The following is a 20,707-nucleotide window of genomic DNA, read 5'->3' as shown; positions in this document are numbered from 1 at the left end:
CGCCGATCCCTGCGGCACCGCCAGGCTGCTATGGAGTGATAACCCGCGCTATCTTCACTTGTGGATAGTCTCAAGCAGTTTTAGATGCATCTCATTTTTTCATAGCCTAAGCACATGACGCATCAACGTCGGTACTCTGATTTGCGATCCCGCAGGCCCTTCTCAACGGAACGCTGCGGCGAGAGTTGAGGAACGGCGAAGCGAGGCCTTCCTTGCATAAAGTTAGCAATATCACGTGCGAGGTTGCGATCGAGCGAATTTTCTGACCGGACAAGCACTTGCCCGATACGCGCCCAAGCTTCACGAGCTGAGACGTGGGAAGGAGCAATGGCGATCGGGCGTCGAATTACATCCCGCCGCAGCCGTTGCTGGTCCTGGGCCTGTCGCCGCCATAACGCCTCATTGCGGCCTTGCACGCCGCGCGTTGCAGCAGGTGTGGCTTCCGCCTCGATGCCCCAGCCGCGCAACTTCTCCGCAAACGTCTCCCGCCAACGCTGCAGATCGGCCTTGCGAGGATTCAGCCGGTGTCCATGATTTGACTCTGCCCTCACGCTAAGGTGCACGTGAGGATTCGCTTGGTGGTCGTGCAACACCATGACGTACTTGTGATCTGCAAGCTCTGCCTGTGCGAATTCGCGCGCCGCGCGCTGCACGATGGACGGGTCGGTGCCACGCGGCATGGACAGCATGATGTTGTAGGCCTCGCGCCGCTTAGTGTGTTCCTCGATCGGGCTACCACCCCAGCGCCACTCGTCCACCAGCAGGTCGAGCTCTTCCCGACCCTCCACCAAGTCGCTGCGTTCATCCTCGATTGACAGCCGACCGTGTTTGCTGATGTAGTGGAAATGCGCCGTGATGGCGCGCATGCCTCGGCCGCCTCCGGTGACCTTCACCATCACTTGAGGGGCACGGCGCTGCACCAGCGCGGCGATGCGCTCGCGCAGGGCAGCAGCCCGTTGAGCAGACGAGCCGCGCAGGCGGGGCGCTGCGTTGGGCACCCATCGATTGCTCGGATAGAACAGCCGCTCGCCCCAGTGCAGCAAGGCGGCATCGGTGGATAGCATCATGGCGCGCTCCGAGCGACGCGGCGGCCGTGCATGCGCTGCATCGGCGCGTGATCCTCCGGCGGGCTGTCCATCACCAGCGATGCTGCAGAGACGAGGAGCGCTCGCAAGTCGCTGAGACCTTGCCTGAGGACCTCTGATTCCGGAGACGTCGGCTCGATGCGGCCGTGCAAGCTCAGTCGCTGCAGGGCTCTGCGTAACGCCGCCAGTTCAGCCGTCACGGCTACGAATGCCGTGCGCTGAGCGTCGAGCTGCTCCGCAGTCGCTCCGACAGCGCGGCCAGCGGCCACTCGTGCCAACCAGCGACCGGGCCGTTGACCAGCAAGCGCAGCCGACGACAGCACCGCCTTCGCCTCGTCAGGATGCATGCGTAAGCACAGGCGCTTCGACTTGAGCTGTACAGCGGGCTGTCTGGCCTGGGCATCTAGAGCGTCCTGCGTCCCCAGCGAAGCAGCAAGCACCTGTCGTACAAACTGCGACGGCATGACGCGGTCGGCCTCGGCGCGCGCCATCAACGCGCCTTTCAAGCCCTGCAGATCGACCGTGATGCGGTCCCGAGATGAGGTGCCCATCCGAGCCTCCTTCAAGACAAGCGCCAGCTTGTCCGACAAACGGCGCCACCGCGCCTATCCTGCACTAACCGATGTCTTCAGTATTGGTCGAGGTCGATCCAAGTCGACCGATGACTTCCAGCCAAAATTCATCGTCTAGCGTGTGCAGGTCACTGCCTCGACTTGGCGGCGCTCGCCTCGATCGAGAGGCACTGGATGCCTTGCTAACGTCCGTGGTCAGGCGCTTGCTGAAGCCGTATCTCGTCGCAGCCGAACGTCGACGGCTGGACTGCAGGACGTCAATCGGATTGACACCGCGTTGTCCAGAAGCACAGTGTCCAACCATCTGCGCCATCATTTGAACGTCAATCCGATTGACAGCGAGAACGGTCGGCGCCTCATCAACGACTTGGGTCGACTGCCCCGTCTGCGGCAGACAGTCGTCGCAGGTGAACAACCGGTGCGAAGCCAGCGCGCATGCACGTCAATCGGATGGACAACATTGACCGCATAGGTTGCGGTGGCCCTCGACAGACCCCGTGTCAATCGGATTGACACCGCCCTGTCGAGAAGTACAGCGCTCAACAAACCGCCCCGTCACCCAAACGTCAATCCGATTGACAGCGCGCCCGCTCGTCGTCCGTTCTGCGGCCTTTGGTGCCCGTCCGGCGGGCCGACAGATGTCGCAGGCGAAGGGCAAGGACGACGCCAGCGCTCATCCATGTCGATCGGGTTGACATCATCCATCGCGCCGGCTGCGGTCGCCTTCGGCAGACCCGCTGTCCATCGGATAGCCGCCGCTGCATCTTGCAACGGCACCTAGCGTCTCCACGGCGCAAGCTTCCTCCACTCCGCTGACCTGCCGGCGTGCCTCCGGGTGTCGCAGCGTCTGGGACTCGCACTGGGGTTCGCCCACGTGGCGTACGGCAGTACACCGCCTACGGTTGGCGCACCGGGAGGCCATCATGCGAAACCCAGCTTTGACTTTCATCGCGCTGGCACTGGCAGCCGGCAGCGCCGTGGCCGGACCGTTCAACATCACCCACCAGCAGCGCTACATCGCCATCGGCGCGTCCGTCACCATTGAAAACGCCGGTGGCGAGCCCGGCGGCTCGGGCGCTGCAAGTGACATGTTCACGATGCCACGCGACGACTTCTCCGCCATGAACCGCGAGGTCGGGCTGGACGGCGGCCCGCTGGGCACGGTCGGCTACGCCGGAGGCCGGGCGGTGCAACGGTCGTCCATGACCACGGATGAAATCTCGTTCTACGGCTTCGGCGACATCTACGTGCAGCTGGTCGGCTCGGGCGACGTGATCACCGGTGGTGGCAGCACCAGCTCCGGCTTCTCCGCGACGTTCACCGTCACCGCGCCCACCTCGGTGCGCCTGGCGTTGAGCAGCATGCCCAGCCAGTTTGGCAACGACTTCCAGTTCGGGCTGTCGAGGGCCAACGGCCAGATGGTCTGGGGTCAGAGTTCCATTGAACAACCAGATGGCCCGCCGCTGTACAGCTTCGAGCAACGTCTGGATCTGGCGCCCGGCGTGTACCACGTGGGCGCCTTTGTTGGTGCGAACTACTCGATTGACGGCGTGGGGGACCCTCGCGCCGAGGGCCAATTCACACTGGCTGCCGTGGTGCCGGAGCCGAGCACCACCCTGCTGTGGTCAGCCGGCGTCGCCTTCCTCATGGGTGCGGCCTGGCGTCGATGGCCGCGGGGCTGATCCAGCGCCGCTTCTCGCGCGATGCAACGTACCGCGTCGACATGTCGAAGTAACTGCGAACTTCAACCCCTTCCTTGAAGGTGGGACGCGCCTGCAGGGCAGACCACACTGCACGACAGGCGTTGCACCATGACAGCGGCAACGCTGCAGCCGCACCCCGGAGGTGGACCGTGACGTTGCACCCGTGGATTTGCCTGGCGGCCGGCCTTCTCGCTGGCTCAGCGCACGCGTTCAGCTGCGCACCCACCGGCTCCAGCCCGTGTGAGATCGAGTTCAGCACCGCCACGGTGGTGTTTGACCAGGGCACGCTCAACTTCTCGAGCGAGACGCAGTTCAACGGCACGGACGGATCGGTCAACGGCTACGCCCCGGGCGACTTTCCGGAGCTCACGCCCGTCGACACCGACGGTGGGACGCGCGTGGGGTTCTCCTTCACGCCTAACATGTCGGCGCAGGTCGGTGGCAGCGGCTTCCAAGGCTTCCACGAAGCAACCGCGTCTTTCACCTTCGAGCGACTGGTCTTTGCCCCCAAGGCGGGCTACCAACTGGTGGGGGTGGAATTCACCGTCACCGGCGCGCGCGGCCAGGTGGGCAACGGTCAGGCACCAATCGCCGTGCCGGGCATCCCGGTGCAGAACGGCGATACCTTTGTGGCCAGCGACGTCTGGCACCCCTTCCAGACTACCTTCAGCGCCTCGCTGGGCGCCAACGCGTTTTACCAGGAGGGTCCGGACGGCACGGCGGCGGAGTACGGTACGGCCTTCGCGCGGTTTGACTCGGTGCGCATCGTGGCCCACTTGGCACCGGTGCCGGAGGTCGGGACCGGAGCACTGTCGTTGCTCGGCCTCCTGGCGCTCGGATCACTGCGTGTTCATCGGCGCGTCAGCGGCTCGACCGCCGGTGTGGAGGATGCTGCTCCGATGCCGCCCATCAAGTAGCAGCCATGAGCCTGCTCGTCGAGATCACCGTCGGGGTCGTGTCTGCACTGGTGGCCATTGGACTGTTCGTCAGCACTCGCACGGGCCGTCGCGACTGAGTCGACATCGCGATGTCCATCCGATGGACATTCAGCGCTCAGAAGCCCAGCAGGGTCAGCCGCGTGACGGCGACCACCCTCACCTCGCCGTCGGCACCCGCCCGCACGTGCATGCACCCTGGCTCGTCTGGCACCGAATGCACCAGCAGTTCGAAGACCTGGCCGTCCAGGGCGACCCGCACGGTTGGGGTGACACGCGTCGAATGCGAACGGGCGCCCGCCTTCACCGTTTCGACGGGCGACGCGAGGCGAGGCGGCTGCAATCCTGACGTTGGGGCGATGCAATCTGGTGCGGCCTGGACCGATGCATCGGCCAGCACAGGCCCCGTCGGCAGCAGTGCAGGACTGCAGGCTGCCGTCAACTCCGTCCGCAGAGTGGCCAGGCGGTCCCTCGTCACGTTCGTCTGCGCAGCGGCCCAACGGGTCACCACCTCACCGTGCGCCTCATGCAGCCGTTTGAGCTCCTGCAGCTCGTTGAAGCCCCGGCACTGGCCCGACCGGTAGAGCTGCAGCAGCCAGTCCGGCGGGTCGATCAGTGCGGTGGCCGTCTGCACCCACTGGCGCGTCTTGCCGAGGCGGCGGCCGATCTCGGCCTGGCTTTCGCCCAGCCGCAGCCGCTTGGCGATGAAGAGCGCCAGCTCCAGCGGGGTCAGCCCTTCGCGCTGCTCGTTCTCCAGCACCTGGTCGTACCGGTCGACGGTCGCGTCCACGAACGCCGGAATTGATGCCTGCCCGGCCAGCCGCGCCGCGCGCAGCCGGCGCGCGCCGAAGTTGAGCCACCAGCGCCCTGCCCGCTCCGCATTGGGCCGTACGGAGACCGGCTGCCGCACCCCGCGCTGCTGGATCGTCTGCGCCAGCGCCTGCAAGGCTTCGTCGTCGAACTCGATGCGCGGCTGCTCGGGGTCCTCGTCGATGTCGTTGACGGGCAGCAGCAACGGCGCGCCGGTGGACGGCACGGGCGCATCGAGCGCTGCCAGGTCACTCAGGTCGAGCGCCATCGCTCGGGCTCTTGAGCGTCGGGACGACGATCTCCGCGATGCGCCGCAGGCTGGGTTCGATCTCGACCCAGGCGTCCCGCGCCGCGGTCTTTTTCATCTCCCACAGCCGCTGCCCCTCCGCCTGGGCCTCGGCGATGCACGAGCGCTTCGGGATGCGCGCGAAATCGCCGGCGGCCGGGCTCAGTGGAATCATCAGCGGGAAGTAGTGGTTGATCACCTGCAGGAAGTTCTCCTTCTGGAACGGGGTCGGCTCCACGAGCGTGGGCAGCAAACCGACAAGCTGCAGCTTGGGGTTGAGCACCGCCTTGATCTTTCGCACGCCGATCCGCTCGTGGTTGAGCAGGCTGATGACGCCGTCCAGCGCTTCCTGGTTGAGCTGGATCGGCGACAACACGCAGTCGGCGCTGGCCAGTGCGACGATGACACGGATGTCGGGGTTTGGGTTGGTGTCGACAACGCAGACGTCAAAGTCACCATCCACCCGCGTCAGGAACTGGCGGAACTGTCGTGCAAACGGCGTATGCAGGGTCGGCTGCCGTTCAAAGCCCAGTAGCGAGTCGTGCGCTGGCACCAGCACTGCGCCGGACGGCGGCAAGACAGGCAGCGGGCCGGTGAGCAGGTGCCCGGCATGTCCTGCCTCGGGTGCTGACCAGCCGGCCAGGCGCAGCGGCTTGGAGAGGTTGCCTTGGTGGTCAAGGTCCACGGCGATCACCCGCAGACCGCGGTGGCGCAGGTAGTAGGCCATCAAGGTCGCGACCGCGGACTTGCCGACCCCGCCCTTCTGATTGGCGAGCACCAAGGTCTTCATGGACGCTCCTCGCGCGGACACAGACCATGCGATGCTGCAACGAGCGGCGGCCAGCGGCGCGATGATTTCTAATGGAAATTCATCGCGCCGTGTCGGTGGTCAGGCCTTCAGCTTGCGCATCTCCTCGGCCAGCAGCCACAGCGCCCGGTTGAGGCTGACGTTGCGGTCGATGCTATTGACCGGCCGGGTGTGCAGCCGGCGGCCCTTGGGTCCCCTTCCGCTCTGTCCGCCGCGGATGACGTTTTCCTGCACCCGCTGGAAGGTGTGCCACAGGCTGTGGCCCAGGTCCTCGGGCCGGCGGGCTTCGATGAGTTGTTCAGCGGTGACCGGCGCGGCCGTGTGACCCCCGAAGTCGGCCACCGTGTTTTCGCCAAAACGCAGCGCCAGGGCAGCCGTGGCGAACGCCCGTTCCTCGGCCGGTTGCAGCGGCAGCGCCTTCATGGCGTCGGTGTGCTCGTCCACCGCCTGGAACTGGTCCAGTACACGGAAGGCGCCTTCGATGACCCGGTCCTGCACCTGGCCCTTGTGTGGGACGCGCAAGTCCTCCACCACGTCGCCGACCACCAGGCCGTTGGCACAAACTCGTCGGAACAACCCGGCCAGCATCTGGTACGCGCTGACGCCGTCATGACTGTTAATGAGGATGATCTCCTGCGCTTCGTCGCGCTGATTCGGCTCGCCATGGCGCAGGCGGATCAGGTGCTTGGTGTAGTCGGCCTTGCCTTCCACACGGCTGGCGCCCTGGGCGACCATCACCGGCCGGAAGTTTTCCTTCTGCAGGCCGCGCAGCACCTCGATGGTGGGGATGTAGCTGTATCGCTCGGACCGGCTGGCGTGTTTGCCGGTGGCGAAGATGGACGGGGCGACCTGCCGCATCTGGTGTTCGGCCAGTCCGCTGTCCTGGCGCAGCACGCGGGTGCCGTAGGCAAAGCGGGTGGTCAGGGTCGGGGTGGCGTGGAGGGTGTGCATGGTGGTCTCCTTCAGCGGGTGGCCTAGGCCTGGTCCATCTCGGCGACAAACGCCTGGCGTTCGCGCCGGGCCTCGGCTTCGGCCTTGCTGTCGAGGAAGTCGATCTCCTCGGCGGTGAAGACAAAGGTGTGCACGGTGTGGCCGTCGGTGGCGACGTAGCGGTGGTTGTGCAGGTGGCCGACCACGTTGACGTGGCTGCCGCGACCGAGGTACTTGGCGGCGTGTTCGGCGAGGGCACCCCACACCGTCCAGCGGATGGCCACCGGTGGGTCCTGCTTGTCCTTGCCACGCCGGCGCCGGCTGAGCGCGGTCAGGGTGGCGCGGGCCCGGGGGCCGTCGGAGGTCGGGAGGTGGTCGAGCTGCACCGGGCCGGCGAGGTGGGCATGGCGCTGGGTGATCTGGACGGGGGACATGGTGGGCTCCTTCGCATGAAGGCATCGCTGGTCACCCGGGCTGGGTGGTTGTCAGAAGCTGATCCCTTCATTCGGACCTTCCTCGCTCCCGCCCACGGGCGGGCGGGGGTGGGCACGGCCCCTTCCCGGCGGGAAGGGGTGGGGGGATGGGCGAAGGGCTTCCAGCAGCCGAAGCGGTGCGCCGGTCACCCGGCCCACCGTATTGAGATCCCCCCACAAGTCCCCCCTCGCTGCAGGATCGGGGGGACTTGTGGGGGGACCCGGTGGGCCGATCGGCGCGAGGGCTGCATCGCACAGAGGGTCCGAGCGCCTGCAGCCGATGTGACAGCTTGCCTGGCGCAGCGGCTGCATGCGGGAGCGACCCGCCCCACACCTTGAGCCCCGGCGGCGCCGCGGCCGGCGTGCCACCAAGCGCAGTGCAACGCAGCGACTGGCGCGACGGACGAGCCGGGGTGATCACATCACCGTCCGCGGCCCGGCTTCGGGCGTGGCGGGTGGCCGGGGTGGCGTGCTGGCCGGTGCAGCCGGTCAGGACGACAAGCGGGCGGCGTTCCCGCGCAGCGAGAAGGCAACAGAGCCCGCGATCCCCGGGCACGGGCAAGGGCCGCGGTTGTCAGGACCCCGGCGCAGCCGGCTGAACGTGTTGGCACAGCGAATATGCGAGCCAGGCAGACCAAGACCCATAGGCAGACGCGCGGTGCTCAGGCTGACGGGGCCCCGGCGGAGGGCCGGCGCACCTCGGACGTCGCCTGCGAGACCGGACGTTCGCGGATGCTCACTATCGACCCACTGCTGCCGTTCGTCCTTCTCCGAACCCGCCGGTGAAGGCGATCAGGGTCCACCGCGTTTCAGTTCCAGAAAGCTGACGTTCGTGTCAACCGGGACACGGCCATCAACGGGCGTCGGCGGACGGCGGCTCTGTAGCACCTCAATGTGCCGTTGGTGGCTGGGGCCGTCGAGGTAGCCACTTGGCGACGGGTTGTTCTTTTGCACATCTGAGGCGGCGCGCGCCGACCCATTCAGGCACTGCTCGACGGCCACCCAACACTGCGGTGGGCGTCATGGCCATGACGCGCGGGCGCTCGCCGGCGGTCCGCTTGGCCGTTATGCGGCGCAAGGCCTCCAGCCCGTCCATCTCCGGCAACTGCACGTCCAGTTCGTAGCAGCGCATAGCAGTTTGAAACACCCTTGAGGTCAGCAGTGCCTGCGACGGTCCCGCGGCGGTCTGGATGGCCGCGATGTCTTGAGTTCCCCGGGTGCCACGGTTCGGGGGTGCTGCATGTCGACGTCGAAGACGCCCTTGAGCGCCCGAGCCGCGAGTCGCAGGTCGCGCTGCGCCCGTGCCACGCGACCCGCACACCGCGCCCACGTCTGGCACCGAACCCGAGACCTGCGCGGGGCCGAAGTCTTCAGCGCCGCTGGTGCGGGCGCGTGAAAGCGACGTGGTTCGCGTAAACGTCCCACTCGATCGCCGGCGTGCCCTTTCGTACCAGCACCAAGCGGCGCCCGGGTTTGCGGTGCACAGCGCCGCCGGCGTCGAGCACCAGGTGCAACAGATACGCGCTTGCCGGTGCAGCCGCGTCAGGTCGATGGAAGTATGCCCGCAGCCGCCCCGCACCGCCCGGTAGAGGCCACTCGACGACCCGGAAGTCGCCAGCCAGGCCGCGCATCGCCAGCGCGCCATAGGTGTACAGGTGCATCGAGTCGGGGTGCGCCCGCAGCAGCGCGATGAGGTCGGCGCAATGCTGCTCGGCGCTGCGCGGTCGCCAGTCCTCGGCCACGGCGCCCGACGCGCCGAACACGCGCTCGATTCTTGCTTCGCTGGCGCCGATTGCTACCGTTGCGCGATCGACCATGACGCGCGCGGGCACGAGCGTGCCGCCGCCAAGTGTGCGCTCGTAATCGACCGCGGTGGTCGGCAGCGGGTAGTCGCGCCAGCAAGTTGCAGCGTGCGCCGGCAGCGCGGCGGCCACAACGCCAGCCAGCGCCAGCACCGCGGCGCTCCATTTCACGGCTTGGCCTCGACCATCGGCTTCATCGCGCGGCCGCCCTCGATCGCTTTCAGGTGCTTGAGGGTCGTCTCCTCGTTGGCGGCGGCGAACAGGCCGGTGGCGGCGAAGCAACTGACGCCGGCCGCCCTGGCGACGTTGCGCGCGTATTCACCCTTGCCCATGAAGCAGCCGACGAGCACGATCTTGCCGCCCTTCTTGAGCGCCTTCCCGACCTTGATGCCCCAGAACTCCTTGGCCGCCGCCTCAAGTTCGCCGGTGCCATCGTCGATGCCCCAGGCTTGGTAGCGCTCGTCGCCGAGGCCGTAGGCGAGGTTGGGGCCGTCGCCCGAAAAGCCGTGGCTAATCGTCACCACCGACTTGAGGTCGTGCTGGTCGGCCCACGAGAACGACTTGCCCGAGGCGGTCTGGAAATTGACCGTGGCGGCCGCGGTATCGGTGGCGAGGGTGACGCTGGTCGTCACGACGACGGCGCGACCACCGTAGATCTTGCGGTCGGCGGCCTTGGCGACGCCCTTGAACATCGACGCGTGTTCGCCTTGCGATGGGACGATGATGACAGCACTAACAGCGGCCATGCGCGGCTCCCGAAAGAAGTGATGCGCCGATGGTATTGCCATGGGGGATCGGGCCGCATCCTTCCGAAGTAGGAGCCGTGCGCTGCCCCGATCTTCGAAGCCCGCAAACAAGGACGCCTTGACGACGTGGGCGAACAACGTTCTGTCGAACCAACCAGCGCCGACCCAAAGCGCTGGAACAGTGTGGCGGCACCCGCCGTGGAGTTCGTCGTCCTTGAATCCGGCGAATGGCGGCTGCGGGGTGACGAGTTCCACTCGGACGGCGTGGCCTTTGGGTCGAGCCTCGACGGACGCCTCCCCAAGATCACCGCCGCAGAGCAGTCATCGACGGCGGGCTTCTGGAGAGCAGCCGTTCGTGAGCAGACGGACCCGACCCGTTGCGGACCGAATAATTGCGGAAAATGGACGCCTGAACAGTCGTTCCGCTTCGAGATTCTAAGGCGCGGTTACCGCCACATGACTCGGCCTCGAACAGCAGTTTCCCCGCCAGTGCAGCGACACGATCCACTACAACCGTTGCCAGCGCGAGAGTCTGGCCGTTCGCAACAAACGTGTTGTGCTAGTCCGAGCCGGTGCACGAACTCCACGTGAACGCCATTTTTGGAACGCATAGCGCCGATCCGGCGAGCACGTACAGGCGGCGTAACATTGCCAGCGTTGCAACACCTAGGAACGCTTATGGCCAAAGATTTGCCGCTGCCTATCGGCCGCTATCTGGCCGAGAAGCTGATCGGTGAGGGAGCAATGGGCGCGGTCTATCAAGGTCAGGACCTGGCCTTGGACCGGCCTGTGGCCATCAAACTGCTGGCATCTCAAAACGCCGAAAACCAGCTGCGCTTTGTACAGGAGGCGCGCCTAGTGGCCGCGCTCAATCATCGCAACATCGGAGCTGTCTACGATGTTGGGGCCACCGAGGAAGGCGAACCCTACGTGGTCCAGGAACTCTTGGTCGGTCAGGATCTTGAGCGCATCATCGCCCGCTACTCCAATGGCCTAGACTTCGCCGTCGCGGTCGGCGTGCTGAAGCAGCTAGCCGATGCCTTGCAGTTTGCCCACCTCGCTGGCATCGTGCATCGTGATGTCAAGCCCAGCAATGTGCTGGTACTGCACGACGGCACCGTCAAACTGATTGACTTTGGTATCGCGAGAGCGTTGGGTGCTAGAAGCGACCTGACGCTCACTGGCAGTGCGCTGGGCACCCCTGCCTATATGTCGCCTGAGGCGATCCGGGGCGATCCAGCCTCGACTAAGACCGATATCTTTTCCTTCGGCGTCCTGGCCTTCGAATGCGTAACCGGCAGAAAACCTTACACGGGGCGCACACTCTTCGAATTGGCCGCGGCTATCGTTAATGGCGTTGCACCTGCTTGGAATGAGTCGAGAGTCAACATTTCCGCCCCGGTAACAAGTATGATCGACGCCTGCCTGTCCGTCGATCCGAACGATCGCCCGCAGTCGATGAAAGACATCAGCACGCTGCTGGGCAAGTACACCGTTGCCATCCCGTCGGACGTCTTCAACCCGACGGCGACCTCCTTCGCATTGCCCTCGCCCGTTGCCGACAGTTCTTCGGCGCCAGCCGAGGCGGCGCATTCCGGCGACGCGTCATTTGGGGGGACGGCTCGGGCCTCGCCAGACAATGCAGTTCCGGCCGCGCCTCCGGCGGCCTCCGGCTCTCCACCCCCACCCCCGCCCCCAAGGCCACCGCCGAAGACGCCCTGGCGCGACCAAACCGCCTCGTCCGGCACGCCGCCAATCGACCCCCGACGCGATCTGTCCGGCAAGACGGTTGGAGGCTACGTGCTACACGAACGAATCGCACGGGGTCACTCCGGAATCATCTACAAAGCCTGGGATCCAGTGCGAGGGGAACTCATCGGCGTGAAGGTGGTCCGCACCGTCGACGCCGATGCGCGCGAGCGACTGGTGCGCGGCAGCCGCATATGGCTAAACCTCAAGCACCCGAATATCGTGCCTGTGCTCGACGTCCAGTTGGATCGCGAGGACGGCGTGAGCCTGATTCTGTATGAGGCCATCGACGGAATCAATTTGGAGGAATTCATCAGCCATCGGCAGCTGAACCTCTCGCAGATCGTGTGCATCATGCTGCAGGTGTGCAACGCTCTGGCTGTTATCCATGCCGAAGGCATAGTTCATAGGGAGATCAAGCCACGCAATATCCTTGTCTGCGGTAGCGATCTGCGCGTGGTCCTGCTCGACTCCGGTATCGCCAGGCATGCCAACCCTGAGGTGGACACGTTCACGCGCACGGGCATATTCGTCGGCGACCTGACTTACGCTGCGCCTGAGCAAGTGCTGGGCCGCGTGGACCAACGCACGGATGTGTACGCCGTCGCGGCCGTCCTTTACGAGTTGGTGACCCGCACCAAAATGCCCTTCCCGGTGCCCGTCGATTGGTGCCCCGATGCCCAGGCACTAGCGGCCTTCCCCCAACGCCTAACCAAGGTGCTCACTCGCGGCCTCGCGCGTGACCCAAAGGCCCGCATCGCCAGCGTTGAGGAACTCCACGACCAGTTGCGCGCATTCGCACCGGGCCGCATCGGGCCCGCTCGGCAGGATTGCTCCGTCGTGGCGTTGCACGGCATCCGGACTCAGGCTGCCTGGCAGCGGGCCTTCTCAGAAGTCGCCGCCCGCAGTGGGCTGAGGCCGCTGGTGGATCGGTGGAACTTCGGGTATTTTTCAGTGTTCCGCTTTTTGTCACCTTGGTCTCGCATCGCTAAGGTCCGGTGGTTCCGGGAAACCTACCAGCGCGAATTTCGCGACGCCCTCGTCGAAGGCCGCGCGAAATTGCCGTCCATCGTGGCGCATAGCTTCGGCACCTACATTCTTGGCAACGCGCTATTGCGCTACCCATACCTTCGGTTCGACAAAGTACTACTGTGCGGCTCGATACTTCCCATGAGCTTCCCTTGGGACCGCATTCTTGAGCGCGGGCAGGTCCAAGCAGTGCGCAATGAGTTCGGCACCGAAGATGTTTGGACGCAGGTCGTCGCCTGGTTTGTGCCGGGTACCGGGCGCTCGGGTATAAAAGGCTTCACCGCGCAGCATCCGCGTCTGGAACAGGAGCGTTTCGACTTCCAACATAGCGAATACTTCGAACGGGGCCACATGGAAGACCGCTGGCTTCCTCACCTCACCTCGCAGATCGCCGAGCATTCGGTTCAGGAATTCGCGATACCTCGACCGGCGGGAGAACACTTGCCCTGGGGGCTGGTCGCGCTGTTTTTGGTTTCCCTCGTAGGCCTAGGCATTCTATTGGCCGTCTTGATGAAGTAAGTCGCTTTGGTGAGTCAGAGGATCTGAGGGTATTCTGTGGAACCTCTGAATTGGGGTCAACAATCTCCGAATAAGGTGCCAAGTGCCAATCCTCGCGGCTAAACGCTCGTGGCCGGAAGCGCGCCATCAACGTTTGCTTTGCGGACTCCTCTCGCGAGCAAGGCGGTGCTGCTCGTCCATGGTAATGCGGGCAGCGGACATTCAATGTCCAGCGCTTGGATATTGTCTGCGTTCAACGCTCCCTTCACGCTGCGTGCAGCCTGCAGGCCTCCTCTGCGTTGACCGCCGTTTCTGCGCAGAAACGGGGCCAGCCACCGTTTTGACTCGAAGGTGAGTTCGCTCACTCAGCTCCAACGCGCTAACCCACCGGTCCTCGAATAGCAGTCCCGTGCATAACCGATGCACGAAATTTCCCCCACTCATCCAGAATCGTCCGATTTCGCGGCACCGCGCGAAACATCGCGCTTAGGGGACGCTGCATTTTATCAAGAATGTCTTTAGCCCTTTTCAGGTGACCCACCGCCTCGAACTCGGCGCCAGTTTGCATGAGTGTTTCATAGCATACTAAGTTTGCTTCCATTTGCTCGGCCGCACCTACGTTCGCTACTTTGGCCGAAATAAGACCTACATGCGCGAGTGCCTGAGAGTGGTCGCCCCTAGTTACGGCAATAGTAGCCAGACCACAGAGTGCCTCAACCTGCTCATGTGAATGATGCGAGCCATCGACAAGTGCTGCCGCATTTTGGAAGGACGCTTCCGCACAGTTGATAAGGCCGAGCGCAAGCTTCGCCTGCGCTATAACGATCAGCAGGCTTGCGTGGATATCGTTGTTGCGCAAGCTTTGCGCCAATACAAATCCCCGCTCAATGTCTGGTAGTGATGCTGATGCGTTCCCTACATCAATATCGATGCGCGCCAGCAAGCAGATGACATGAACCGCAACCTTCTTGAGCTCCAGCTCTAGACTCATATTCAGCCCGTCACGAAGCAAACTGGACGCTAGAATATAGTTCCCTAGCAGGCGCTGCAAATTTCCCATGTTGTGTAGCTGGATCGCCTCGTGGACTTTGTCAGCCGTGCTGCGTGCAATGGTGAGCGCCTCACCAAAATGCAATCGTGCACCCAACAAATTGCCTGCATCAACATCTAGTCCACCAAGCAGATGGTGGGCGTCGATATGTCGACGCGGATTTTCAGTCGGAGAAGTTCGGCTCATCAGCAACCCGGCTATTTCTCGCACGCCGACCCGGTCTGCACCGTGCATGACATGATTGCTTTCTGAGCTCTGAATCGACTTTAGCCTAATTTCGCAGGCGCGAAAGTCAAGACCTGGGGTTGAGCCTGAGGGCGCAGGCTACGGGAAACCTGGGGAACTTCTGTAAAACTTGGGTTGCACGTCCGACTCTACTTTGGGGTAGCTGGGTCACGCGTGCTGCGGACAGCAGCGCCCGGTCGCTGAAGCTGAGCATCTTGCCATCGACGCTGGGGCTGCATCGCTTAACGACGGGCCGCTAGCGCCATCGAAGCATCAACAAGTAAATCGCCGCTCGCAAGCGCCGAACGTCGATGCTGCGACGTCTGATGTCCCGAGCCTCGGTAGACCGCGTTGGGTCGAAAGTCCCAGTTCGCAGCGAGCGGCAGCAGTGGTTGGCAGAGCATCTTGGTCATGCCGTTGACTCGCCCGCCCGCCCCTCCGGCGCCGAACTGCGCGTTCCGAGGCACAGCTGACATTCGCCCATGGATCTGGCCAAGGTCAGGTATCGGCACTCGCCGACAGTCACCTTCGATTTATGACCGGCCGCAACCAGTCTTGAGCCGACGTTCGGCTAGCCGCCGGTAAGTCACCTTTTGGCCGAAAGCGCGCCCTCAAAGTCCGCTTCGCGGACACCGCCCTGAGGGCGAGGCGGCGCTGCCGGTCCGTGGCAATCCTGCCAGCGGACTGTCGCAGCACGGCGTAGGCCTATCGGCCCCGTCGATCGCACCCTTTCAAGCTGACTGCAGGCCTGCCCTCCCCTCGGCGAGCGAGAGCCGTGTCCGCGAAACGGACGGTCAACGCACCGTTTCGACCCATACCGGAATTTCGGTAAACCGATCAGCTTGCCCGCAAGCAGCGATTCGTCAACGCAGCGTCGCGCCCAGTGCGCATGCAAGGATTGCTACGTGAACCACAGGTGCTGGGTCAGGATCCTGCTGGCAGCCGGGAAATTCGATCGTGAAGCATCAGGTCCGATGCGGTCAGATGCGCAGTGCAGTCACGACGAGGCTGAACGCCGGCGACGGCTGGCGTCGGCTCGGGTAGTACAGTTGGTAGCCCGCGAACGGCGGGCACCAGTCCTCCAGCACACGCACCAGGCTGCCATCTCTCAGGTGGACGCCCAGTTCGTCTTCCGGCAGCAGTGTTATGCCCAGGCCGGCCAGCGTCGCGTCGACCTGCGGCGGCGTGGTGTTGAAGATCAGCGGGCCGTCGACACGCACGTTGAGTTGCTTGCCGCGCCGCGCGAAGTCCCAGACGTAGAGGCCACCGGAGGTCGGCATGCGCTGGTTGATGCAGCGGTGGGCCGTCAGATCGTGCGGGGTCTTCGGCTTCGGATGGCGCTCGAAGTATCCCGGCGAGGCCACCACCGCCATGCGCAGCGGAGGGCCGATCGGCACCGCGATCATGTCCTTGTCGATGGTGGTGCCCAGGCGCACCCCGGCGTCAAAGCGGTCGGCCACAATGTCGCGGAAGCCGTAGCTGACGTCGAACTCGAGCGTGATGTCCGGGTACTCGCGCAGCAGCGGCGTGAGCTTCGGCAGCAGCACGGTGCGCAGCACGTTGTCTCCGCAGGTGATGCGCACGGTGCCGGCCGGCTTGTCGCGCAGCGCCGTGAGCGCGTCGAGCTCGGCCTCGATCTCGTCGAAGCGATTGCCGATCGCCTGCGCCAGCCGCTCGCCGGCAACCGTCGGCGCAACGCTGCGCGTCGTGCGGGTGAGGAGGCGGATGTGCAACCGCTCCTCAAGCCCGCGGATCGCCTGGCTGAGGGCGGATTGCGTGACGCCCAGCGTCGCTGCAGCGCGGGTGAAGCTGCCTTCGCGCGCCACGGTCACGAAGGCGAGCAGGTCGTTGAGGTTGCGTCTGGGCATCGTGTCTCGACAGCGAATTGATTAGGTCGCCTTATAGGCCAGATAAGCATCCATCATCTAGTCAAGGACTCCCTGGTTCGTGAGACTGCGTGTCATTCGTAGCGACGTCCATCGGCACTCCGTCTGCCCCGATGTCGATCCCTGAACCATGCTCCTTCACGCAGAGGGTTGTCCGATGAGTATCGAGTTTTCAGTGGCCGGCACCCGCACGGCCCTGGCTACCGTCTTCGGCATCGTTTTCGCAGCCACAGCAGCTGCTCAACCAAGTGCGCCGCCGGGGGCCCAGGAGATCGTTCGAGCCGGATCGCAGCCCTCGCAACCAGGGCCGACCGAATTCTTCACCGGGCGCGTTCGCGTCGATCCCGTATGGGCCGCCAACGCGGACATCAACGCCGCCGGCGGGGTGGTGACCTTCGAGCCGGGCGCGCGCTCGGCGTGGCACACCCACCCACGAGGACAGCGCCTCTGGGTGCTGTCGGGCGTGGGACTGACGCAGGAGTGGGGCAAGCCCATGCAGGTTCTTCGGCCCGGCGACGTCGTGTGGTGCCCGCCGGGCGTCAAGCACTGGCACGGCGCAGGTCCGACCACTGCGATGACGCACTTGCATGTGACCGGTACCGAGCCGGATGGGAAGGCAGTCACCTGGATGGAGAAGGTCAGCGATGAGCAATACAACGCACGCTAAGCGGCGAACCGTCCGCGTCTTCCTCGTGGCGGCGCTCGCGCTCGCGCTGGTCCCATTCGAGAAGCCGGCGGCCGCAGAAGAACGACCGACGACCTCTTCTGCAGGCACCTTGGCGACGAAGCAGCAGAGCATCGCCCCGATCGCCGGGGCAATGGCGGTCGGCGACATGGCGCGGCTCGACGCGGCGTTGAACCGCGGGCTTGACGCCGGGCTCTCCGTCAACGAAGTGAAGGAGATCCTCGTCCAGCTTTACGCCTACACCGGATTCCCGCGCAGCCTAAATGCGCTCAACGAGCTGATGAAGGTGCTCGAGGCCCGCAAGCAACGCGGCGTCCAGGATGCGGCAGGGCGCGAGCCGAACCCGGTCCCAGACGGCCCTGCACTGTTGGCGCTCGGGACGGCAAACCAGACAGAGCTGCTCGGCGCGCCGGTGCGAGGAACCCTTTTTGAGTTCGCGCCTGCGATCGACGACTTCCTGAAGCGGCACCTGTTCGGCGACATCTTCGCGCGCGACAACCTGGACTGGCATAGCCGCGAGCTGGCCACCGTCGGGGCGCTGGCGGCCATGCCGGGCGTGGAGTCGCAGCTGCAGTCGCACATCGTCGTCAGCATGAACGTCGGTTTGACTGCTGCACAACTGCGCCAATCGGCTGACGCGCTGGCAGAAGCAGGTCACACGGAAGCGGCCAAGCGCATGCGGACGGCGATTGAAGCACACCGTGGCGGTCCCTCGAAATGACCGGAGAGACTCAGTCACGGGCGAACCATCCGGCTGCGTTGCACCGTCCCTGACGCGCAGCACCCGAGGCACCCACATCAGCAAGCACAGGAACTGACATGACAACAGGCATTGAGGCGAAGGTCGTCATCATCACCGGGGCCAGCAGCGGCATGGGCCACGCCGCAGCGCGTCACCTGGCCGCCGAAGGCGCGCGTGTCGTTGTCGCGGCGCGCCGACGCGACCGGATTGCGGCGCTCGTGAGCGAGATCGCGCAAGCGGGCGGAAAGGCGCTTGCCGTCACGGCAGACGTGACAAACCAGGAAGACATGCAGCGACTGGCCAACACCACTGTCGAGCATTTCGGCCGCATCGACGTCCTCGTCAACAACGCCGGCGTGATGCCGCTGTCACCCCTGGAGCGACTCAAGGTCCAGGAGTGGGACCACATGATCGATGTGAATCTGAAGGGTGTGCTCCACGGCATCGCCGCGGTGCTGCCCCACATGACAGCACGGCGGTCCGGCCAGATCATCAACACAGCGTCCGTAGCCGCATACAAGGTGTTCCCGGCATCCGCCGTGTACTCCGCGACCAAGTACGCCGTCCGCGCACTCTCCGAAGGTCTGCGGCAGGAGATGAAGCCCTACAACATCCGCACCACCCTCATTTCTCCTGGTGCGGTCAAGACGGAGCTGCTGGACCATATCAACGAGAAGGATGTGCAGGCTGCAAACCAGGACTACGTGGGCCGGGTAGCAATCTCGGCGGACAGCTACGCCCGGGTTCTGGCCTTCGCGATCAGCCAGCCGGATGACATGGACGTGAACGACATCGTGTTTCGTCCGACGGCGCAGGAACTTTGAATCATGCCGAGCCCCGACATCTTCCAGCGGGAACGGGCTGGCGAGCTCATCTCGCTGACCGACCCTGAATACCCGAAGATTGCTGCGTTGATCACCGAGGCGCAGCGCCTCATCGCCGAGATGAACACCGCCTATCGCGATCCGGCCGAGGTGCGCGCCCTGTTCAGCCGCCTGACGGGAGCGGCCGTGGATGAATCGTTCTGGCTGCTGCCGCCGTTTTATACCGACTTCGGCAAGAACATCCGCGTTGGCAGCAACGTATTTATTAACCACGCCTGTGAGTTCATGGACCGCGGCGGCATCACGATCGGCGACGACGTGCTGATCGGTCCCAAGGTGAACCTCGTCACCATCAACCATCCGCTCGATCCGACGACGCGGCGTTCTACCTGGTGCGCCCCGATCGTCATCGGCAATGGCGCGTGGATCGGCGCCGGGGCGTCGGTGATGCCCGGCGTGACCATCGGCGAGAACGCGGTGGTGGCTGCGAATGCCGTCGTGACGAGCGACGTCCTCGACGACACCGTCGTCGGCGGGATTCCAGCGCGCGTAATCAGGCGCATCGACGCCAAGAACCGGGCCTTTGAACAGCCAGTCGCAGGTACTGAGTCCGTGCGGACAGCGGTGCCCTCAACAGAAATTCCGGCGTCATGAGATGCGAGTGCGCAGGCCGCCCGATCCAACTGAAACGCTGCGCCGTCGCGGCTGCTGCTGCACTTGGCGTGGTGCTGGCGCCGGCTGCCGCTCGCGCCGACAACGCCCCAGCGGACGGACGTACACCCACGCCCACCAGTGCATCGCAGGAGCCTGCCATGTGGATGAACTTCGGAACGCATCGCTTCGCCGTGACGCTGGAAGACAGCCCCACCGCACGCGCCTTCATGGCCTTGCTGCCGGCAACGCTGGAGATGCCCGATCTGAACGGCAACGAAAAACACGCCCGGTTGGCGCGCCAGCTGCCCACCGCCGCAGTGCGGCCCGGCACGATCCGGGCCGGCGATCTGATGCTGTACGGCAGCGACACGCTGGTCGTGTTCTACGAGACATTCGAGTCGAGCTACAGCTACACGCGGATCGGACGCATCCGGGAGAGCTCCGGCCTCGCCAGTGCATTGGGCCCGGGCAGCCAGCGCATCACGTTCACGGTGCCGTGAGCCGGCGGCGGTTGGACCATGGCGCACGGTCGCTCCGATTGCGGTCCGGCATCTTGCTTGGCGGCTGATGAATGTGCGTTGCAGATAGACAAACTGGCGTTGCCGATGGAATCCCTGGATTGCCAGACCGCCGCGGACTGGAACGGTCACGCCTTCACAGTCAAAGGAAAAAGTCATGAGAGATGGACCTACCCACCTGCCGCTGACCCGCCGTGAGTTGCTCATGGCCGTAGCGGCCTCAGCGGCCTCGGCGGCGGCCCCGACGCGGTCGCGCAGCCGGCCGCAAGCCCGGTGTCGATGTCGAAGGTCTCGCTCGAGGTGAACGGTCAGGTCCATTCGCTGACGCTGGACACGCGCACCACCCTGCTGGACGCCCTGCGCGAGCACCTGCACCTGACAGGCAGCAAGAAGGGCTGCGACCAGGGCCAGTGTGGCGCGTGCACGGTGACCGTCGACGGCCGTCGTGTGAACTCGTGCCTGACGCTGGCTGTGATGCAGCAGGGCCACAAGATCACGACGATCGAGGGCCTTGGAACGCCCCGGAGCCTGCACCCCATGCAGGCCGCGTTCGTCAAGCATGACGGCTTCCAGTGCGGCTTCTGCACCCCCGGACAGATCTGCTCGGCGGTGGCAATGCTGGACGAGATCAAGGCGGGCATTCCGAGCCATGCCACAGTCAACCTGACGCAGCGCGAGCTTTGCCAGCGATGAGTG

The 20,707-nt window shown here is 64.8% G+C and carries 19 protein-coding genes; 9 read left to right on the top strand and 10 right to left on the bottom strand.

Annotated features, from left to right (window positions below; all coding sequences use genetic code 11):
• Positions 1–122: 122 nt before the first annotated feature.
• A complete protein-coding gene (locus LRS14_RS02010; protein ID WP_257798395.1) occupies positions 123–1,067 on the bottom strand; it encodes a relaxase/mobilization nuclease domain-containing protein in 945 nt (314 codons plus the stop codon).
• Positions 1,064–1,636, bottom strand: a complete 573-nt coding sequence (locus LRS14_RS02005) for a hypothetical protein (protein WP_257798394.1) — start codon at positions 1,634–1,636, stop codon at positions 1,064–1,066. Before LRS14_RS02005 ends, LRS14_RS02010 begins: the two co-directional genes overlap by 4 nt.
• A 944-nt stretch (positions 1,637–2,580) precedes the next feature.
• On the opposite strand from LRS14_RS02005, the gene LRS14_RS02000 reads away from it, so the two are divergent.
• Complete coding sequence (locus tag LRS14_RS02000; protein ID WP_257798393.1) at positions 2,581–3,339, top strand: PEP-CTERM sorting domain-containing protein; 759 nt, start codon at positions 2,581–2,583, stop codon at positions 3,337–3,339.
• Between the two features lie 170 nt (positions 3,340–3,509).
• A complete protein-coding gene (locus LRS14_RS01995) occupies positions 3,510–4,277 on the top strand; it encodes a hypothetical protein (protein ID WP_257798392.1) in 768 nt (255 codons plus the stop codon).
• A 136-nt stretch (positions 4,278–4,413) separates the two neighbouring features.
• On the opposite strand, the gene LRS14_RS01990 is transcribed toward LRS14_RS01995, so the two are convergent.
• From LRS14_RS01990 to LRS14_RS01965, 6 genes are all read right to left on the bottom strand, one after another.
• Complete coding sequence (locus LRS14_RS01990; RefSeq protein WP_257798391.1) at positions 4,414–5,373, bottom strand: ParB/RepB/Spo0J family partition protein; 960 nt, start codon at positions 5,371–5,373, stop codon at positions 4,414–4,416.
• Positions 5,354–6,181, bottom strand: a complete 828-nt coding sequence (locus LRS14_RS01985; protein ID WP_257798390.1) for a ParA family protein — start codon at positions 6,179–6,181, stop codon at positions 5,354–5,356. Before LRS14_RS01985 ends, LRS14_RS01990 begins: the two co-directional genes overlap by 20 nt.
• 99 nt (positions 6,182–6,280) lie before the next feature.
• On the bottom strand, positions 6,281–7,150 hold the full coding sequence (locus tag LRS14_RS01980; RefSeq protein WP_257798389.1) for a DUF932 domain-containing protein: 870 nt from the start codon (positions 7,148–7,150) through the stop codon (positions 6,281–6,283).
• Between the two features lie 23 nt (positions 7,151–7,173).
• The gene (locus LRS14_RS01975) at positions 7,174–7,563 is read right to left on the bottom strand and encodes a single-stranded DNA-binding protein (RefSeq protein ID WP_257798388.1); all 390 of its coding nucleotides are present in this window, start codon (positions 7,561–7,563) and stop codon (positions 7,174–7,176) included.
• A 1,409-nt stretch (positions 7,564–8,972) separates the two neighbouring features.
• Positions 8,973–9,575: a hypothetical protein gene (locus LRS14_RS01970; protein WP_257798387.1), complete on the bottom strand. Its 603-nt coding sequence runs from the start codon at positions 9,573–9,575 to the stop codon at positions 8,973–8,975.
• A complete protein-coding gene (locus LRS14_RS01965) occupies positions 9,572–10,405 on the bottom strand; it encodes a hypothetical protein (RefSeq protein ID WP_257798386.1) in 834 nt (277 codons plus the stop codon). The genes LRS14_RS01970 and LRS14_RS01965 overlap by 4 nt, the downstream gene beginning before the upstream one ends.
• A gap of 423 nt (positions 10,406–10,828) precedes the next feature.
• Between LRS14_RS01965 and LRS14_RS01960 the strand changes: the two genes are divergently transcribed.
• Positions 10,829–13,447, top strand: coding sequence for a serine/threonine-protein kinase (locus tag LRS14_RS01960; RefSeq protein ID WP_257798385.1), 2,619 nt, complete (start codon positions 10,829–10,831; stop codon positions 13,445–13,447).
• Between the two features lie 358 nt (positions 13,448–13,805).
• On the opposite strand, the gene LRS14_RS01955 is transcribed toward LRS14_RS01960, so the two are convergent.
• Both LRS14_RS01955 and LRS14_RS01950 read right to left on the bottom strand, forming a co-directional pair.
• Complete coding sequence (locus LRS14_RS01955; RefSeq protein WP_257798384.1) at positions 13,806–14,711, bottom strand: tetratricopeptide repeat protein; 906 nt, start codon at positions 14,709–14,711, stop codon at positions 13,806–13,808.
• A 971-nt stretch (positions 14,712–15,682) separates the two neighbouring features.
• The gene (locus tag LRS14_RS01950) at positions 15,683–16,570 is read right to left on the bottom strand and encodes a LysR family transcriptional regulator (protein ID WP_257798383.1); all 888 of its coding nucleotides are present in this window, start codon (positions 16,568–16,570) and stop codon (positions 15,683–15,685) included.
• A gap of 175 nt (positions 16,571–16,745) precedes the next feature.
• Here LRS14_RS01950 and LRS14_RS01945 point away from each other — a divergent pair, with 175 nt between their 5' ends.
• From LRS14_RS01945 to LRS14_RS01920, 6 genes are all read left to right on the top strand, one after another.
• Positions 16,746–17,255: a cupin domain-containing protein gene (locus LRS14_RS01945; protein WP_257798382.1), complete on the top strand. Its 510-nt coding sequence runs from the start codon at positions 16,746–16,748 to the stop codon at positions 17,253–17,255.
• The gene (locus tag LRS14_RS01940) at positions 17,233–17,994 is read left to right on the top strand and encodes a carboxymuconolactone decarboxylase family protein (RefSeq protein ID WP_257798381.1); all 762 of its coding nucleotides are present in this window, start codon (positions 17,233–17,235) and stop codon (positions 17,992–17,994) included. The genes LRS14_RS01945 and LRS14_RS01940 overlap by 23 nt, the downstream gene beginning before the upstream one ends.
• Before the next feature lie 98 nt (positions 17,995–18,092).
• A complete protein-coding gene (locus LRS14_RS01935; protein ID WP_257798380.1) occupies positions 18,093–18,839 on the top strand; it encodes an SDR family oxidoreductase in 747 nt (248 codons plus the stop codon).
• Between the two features lie 3 nt (positions 18,840–18,842).
• Positions 18,843–19,493 carry a DapH/DapD/GlmU-related protein gene (locus LRS14_RS01930; protein ID WP_257798379.1) on the top strand — a complete coding sequence of 217 codons (651 nt, stop codon included), beginning with the start codon at positions 18,843–18,845 and terminating at the stop codon, positions 19,491–19,493.
• Between the two features lie 158 nt (positions 19,494–19,651).
• A complete protein-coding gene (locus LRS14_RS01925; RefSeq protein WP_257798378.1) occupies positions 19,652–19,993 on the top strand; it encodes a cyclophilin-like fold protein in 342 nt (113 codons plus the stop codon).
• A 297-nt stretch (positions 19,994–20,290) separates the two neighbouring features.
• Positions 20,291–20,704, top strand: a complete 414-nt coding sequence (locus LRS14_RS01920) for a 2Fe-2S iron-sulfur cluster-binding protein (RefSeq protein WP_404977516.1) — start codon at positions 20,291–20,293, stop codon at positions 20,702–20,704.
• Positions 20,705–20,707 lie beyond the last annotated feature (3 nt).

It is taken from the genome of Aquincola sp. J276, assembly GCF_024700035.1.
Lineage (GTDB): Bacteria > Pseudomonadota > Gammaproteobacteria > Burkholderiales > Burkholderiaceae_C > Aquincola > Aquincola tertiaricarbonis.
This window is presented reverse-complemented; position numbering and strand designations above follow the sequence as displayed.

What these genes read in the sequence shown, in the direction of transcription:
- LRS14_RS02010 (WP_257798395.1), bottom strand. Translation starts at nt 1,067, where the DNA reads ATGATGCTATCCACCGATGCCGCCTTGCTGCACTGGGGCGAGCGGCTG.
- LRS14_RS02005 (WP_257798394.1), bottom strand. Translation starts at nt 1,636, where the DNA reads ATGGGCACCTCATCTCGGGACCGCATCACGGTCGATCTGCAGGGCTTG.
- LRS14_RS02000 (WP_257798393.1), top strand. Translation starts at nt 2,581, where the DNA reads ATGCGAAACCCAGCTTTGACTTTCATCGCGCTGGCACTGGCAGCCGGC.
- LRS14_RS01990 (WP_257798391.1), bottom strand. Translation starts at nt 5,373, where the DNA reads ATGGCGCTCGACCTGAGTGACCTGGCAGCGCTCGATGCGCCCGTGCCG.
- LRS14_RS01985 (WP_257798390.1), bottom strand. Translation starts at nt 6,181, where the DNA reads ATGAAGACCTTGGTGCTCGCCAATCAGAAGGGCGGGGTCGGCAAGTCC.
- LRS14_RS01980 (WP_257798389.1), bottom strand. Translation starts at nt 7,150, where the DNA reads ATGCACACCCTCCACGCCACCCCGACCCTGACCACCCGCTTTGCCTAC.
- LRS14_RS01975 (WP_257798388.1), bottom strand. Translation starts at nt 7,563, where the DNA reads ATGTCCCCCGTCCAGATCACCCAGCGCCATGCCCACCTCGCCGGCCCG.
- LRS14_RS01960 (WP_257798385.1), top strand. Translation starts at nt 10,829, where the DNA reads ATGGCCAAAGATTTGCCGCTGCCTATCGGCCGCTATCTGGCCGAGAAG.
- LRS14_RS01955 (WP_257798384.1), bottom strand. Translation starts at nt 14,711, where the DNA reads ATGCACGGTGCAGACCGGGTCGGCGTGCGAGAAATAGCCGGGTTGCTG.
- LRS14_RS01950 (WP_257798383.1), bottom strand. Translation starts at nt 16,570, where the DNA reads ATGCCCAGACGCAACCTCAACGACCTGCTCGCCTTCGTGACCGTGGCG.
- LRS14_RS01945 (WP_257798382.1), top strand. Translation starts at nt 16,746, where the DNA reads ATGAGTATCGAGTTTTCAGTGGCCGGCACCCGCACGGCCCTGGCTACC.
- LRS14_RS01940 (WP_257798381.1), top strand. Translation starts at nt 17,233, where the DNA reads ATGAGCAATACAACGCACGCTAAGCGGCGAACCGTCCGCGTCTTCCTC.
- LRS14_RS01935 (WP_257798380.1), top strand. Translation starts at nt 18,093, where the DNA reads ATGACAACAGGCATTGAGGCGAAGGTCGTCATCATCACCGGGGCCAGC.
- LRS14_RS01930 (WP_257798379.1), top strand. Translation starts at nt 18,843, where the DNA reads ATGCCGAGCCCCGACATCTTCCAGCGGGAACGGGCTGGCGAGCTCATC.
- LRS14_RS01925 (WP_257798378.1), top strand. Translation starts at nt 19,652, where the DNA reads ATGTGGATGAACTTCGGAACGCATCGCTTCGCCGTGACGCTGGAAGAC.
- LRS14_RS01920 (WP_404977516.1), top strand. Translation starts at nt 20,291, where the DNA reads ATGTCGAAGGTCTCGCTCGAGGTGAACGGTCAGGTCCATTCGCTGACG.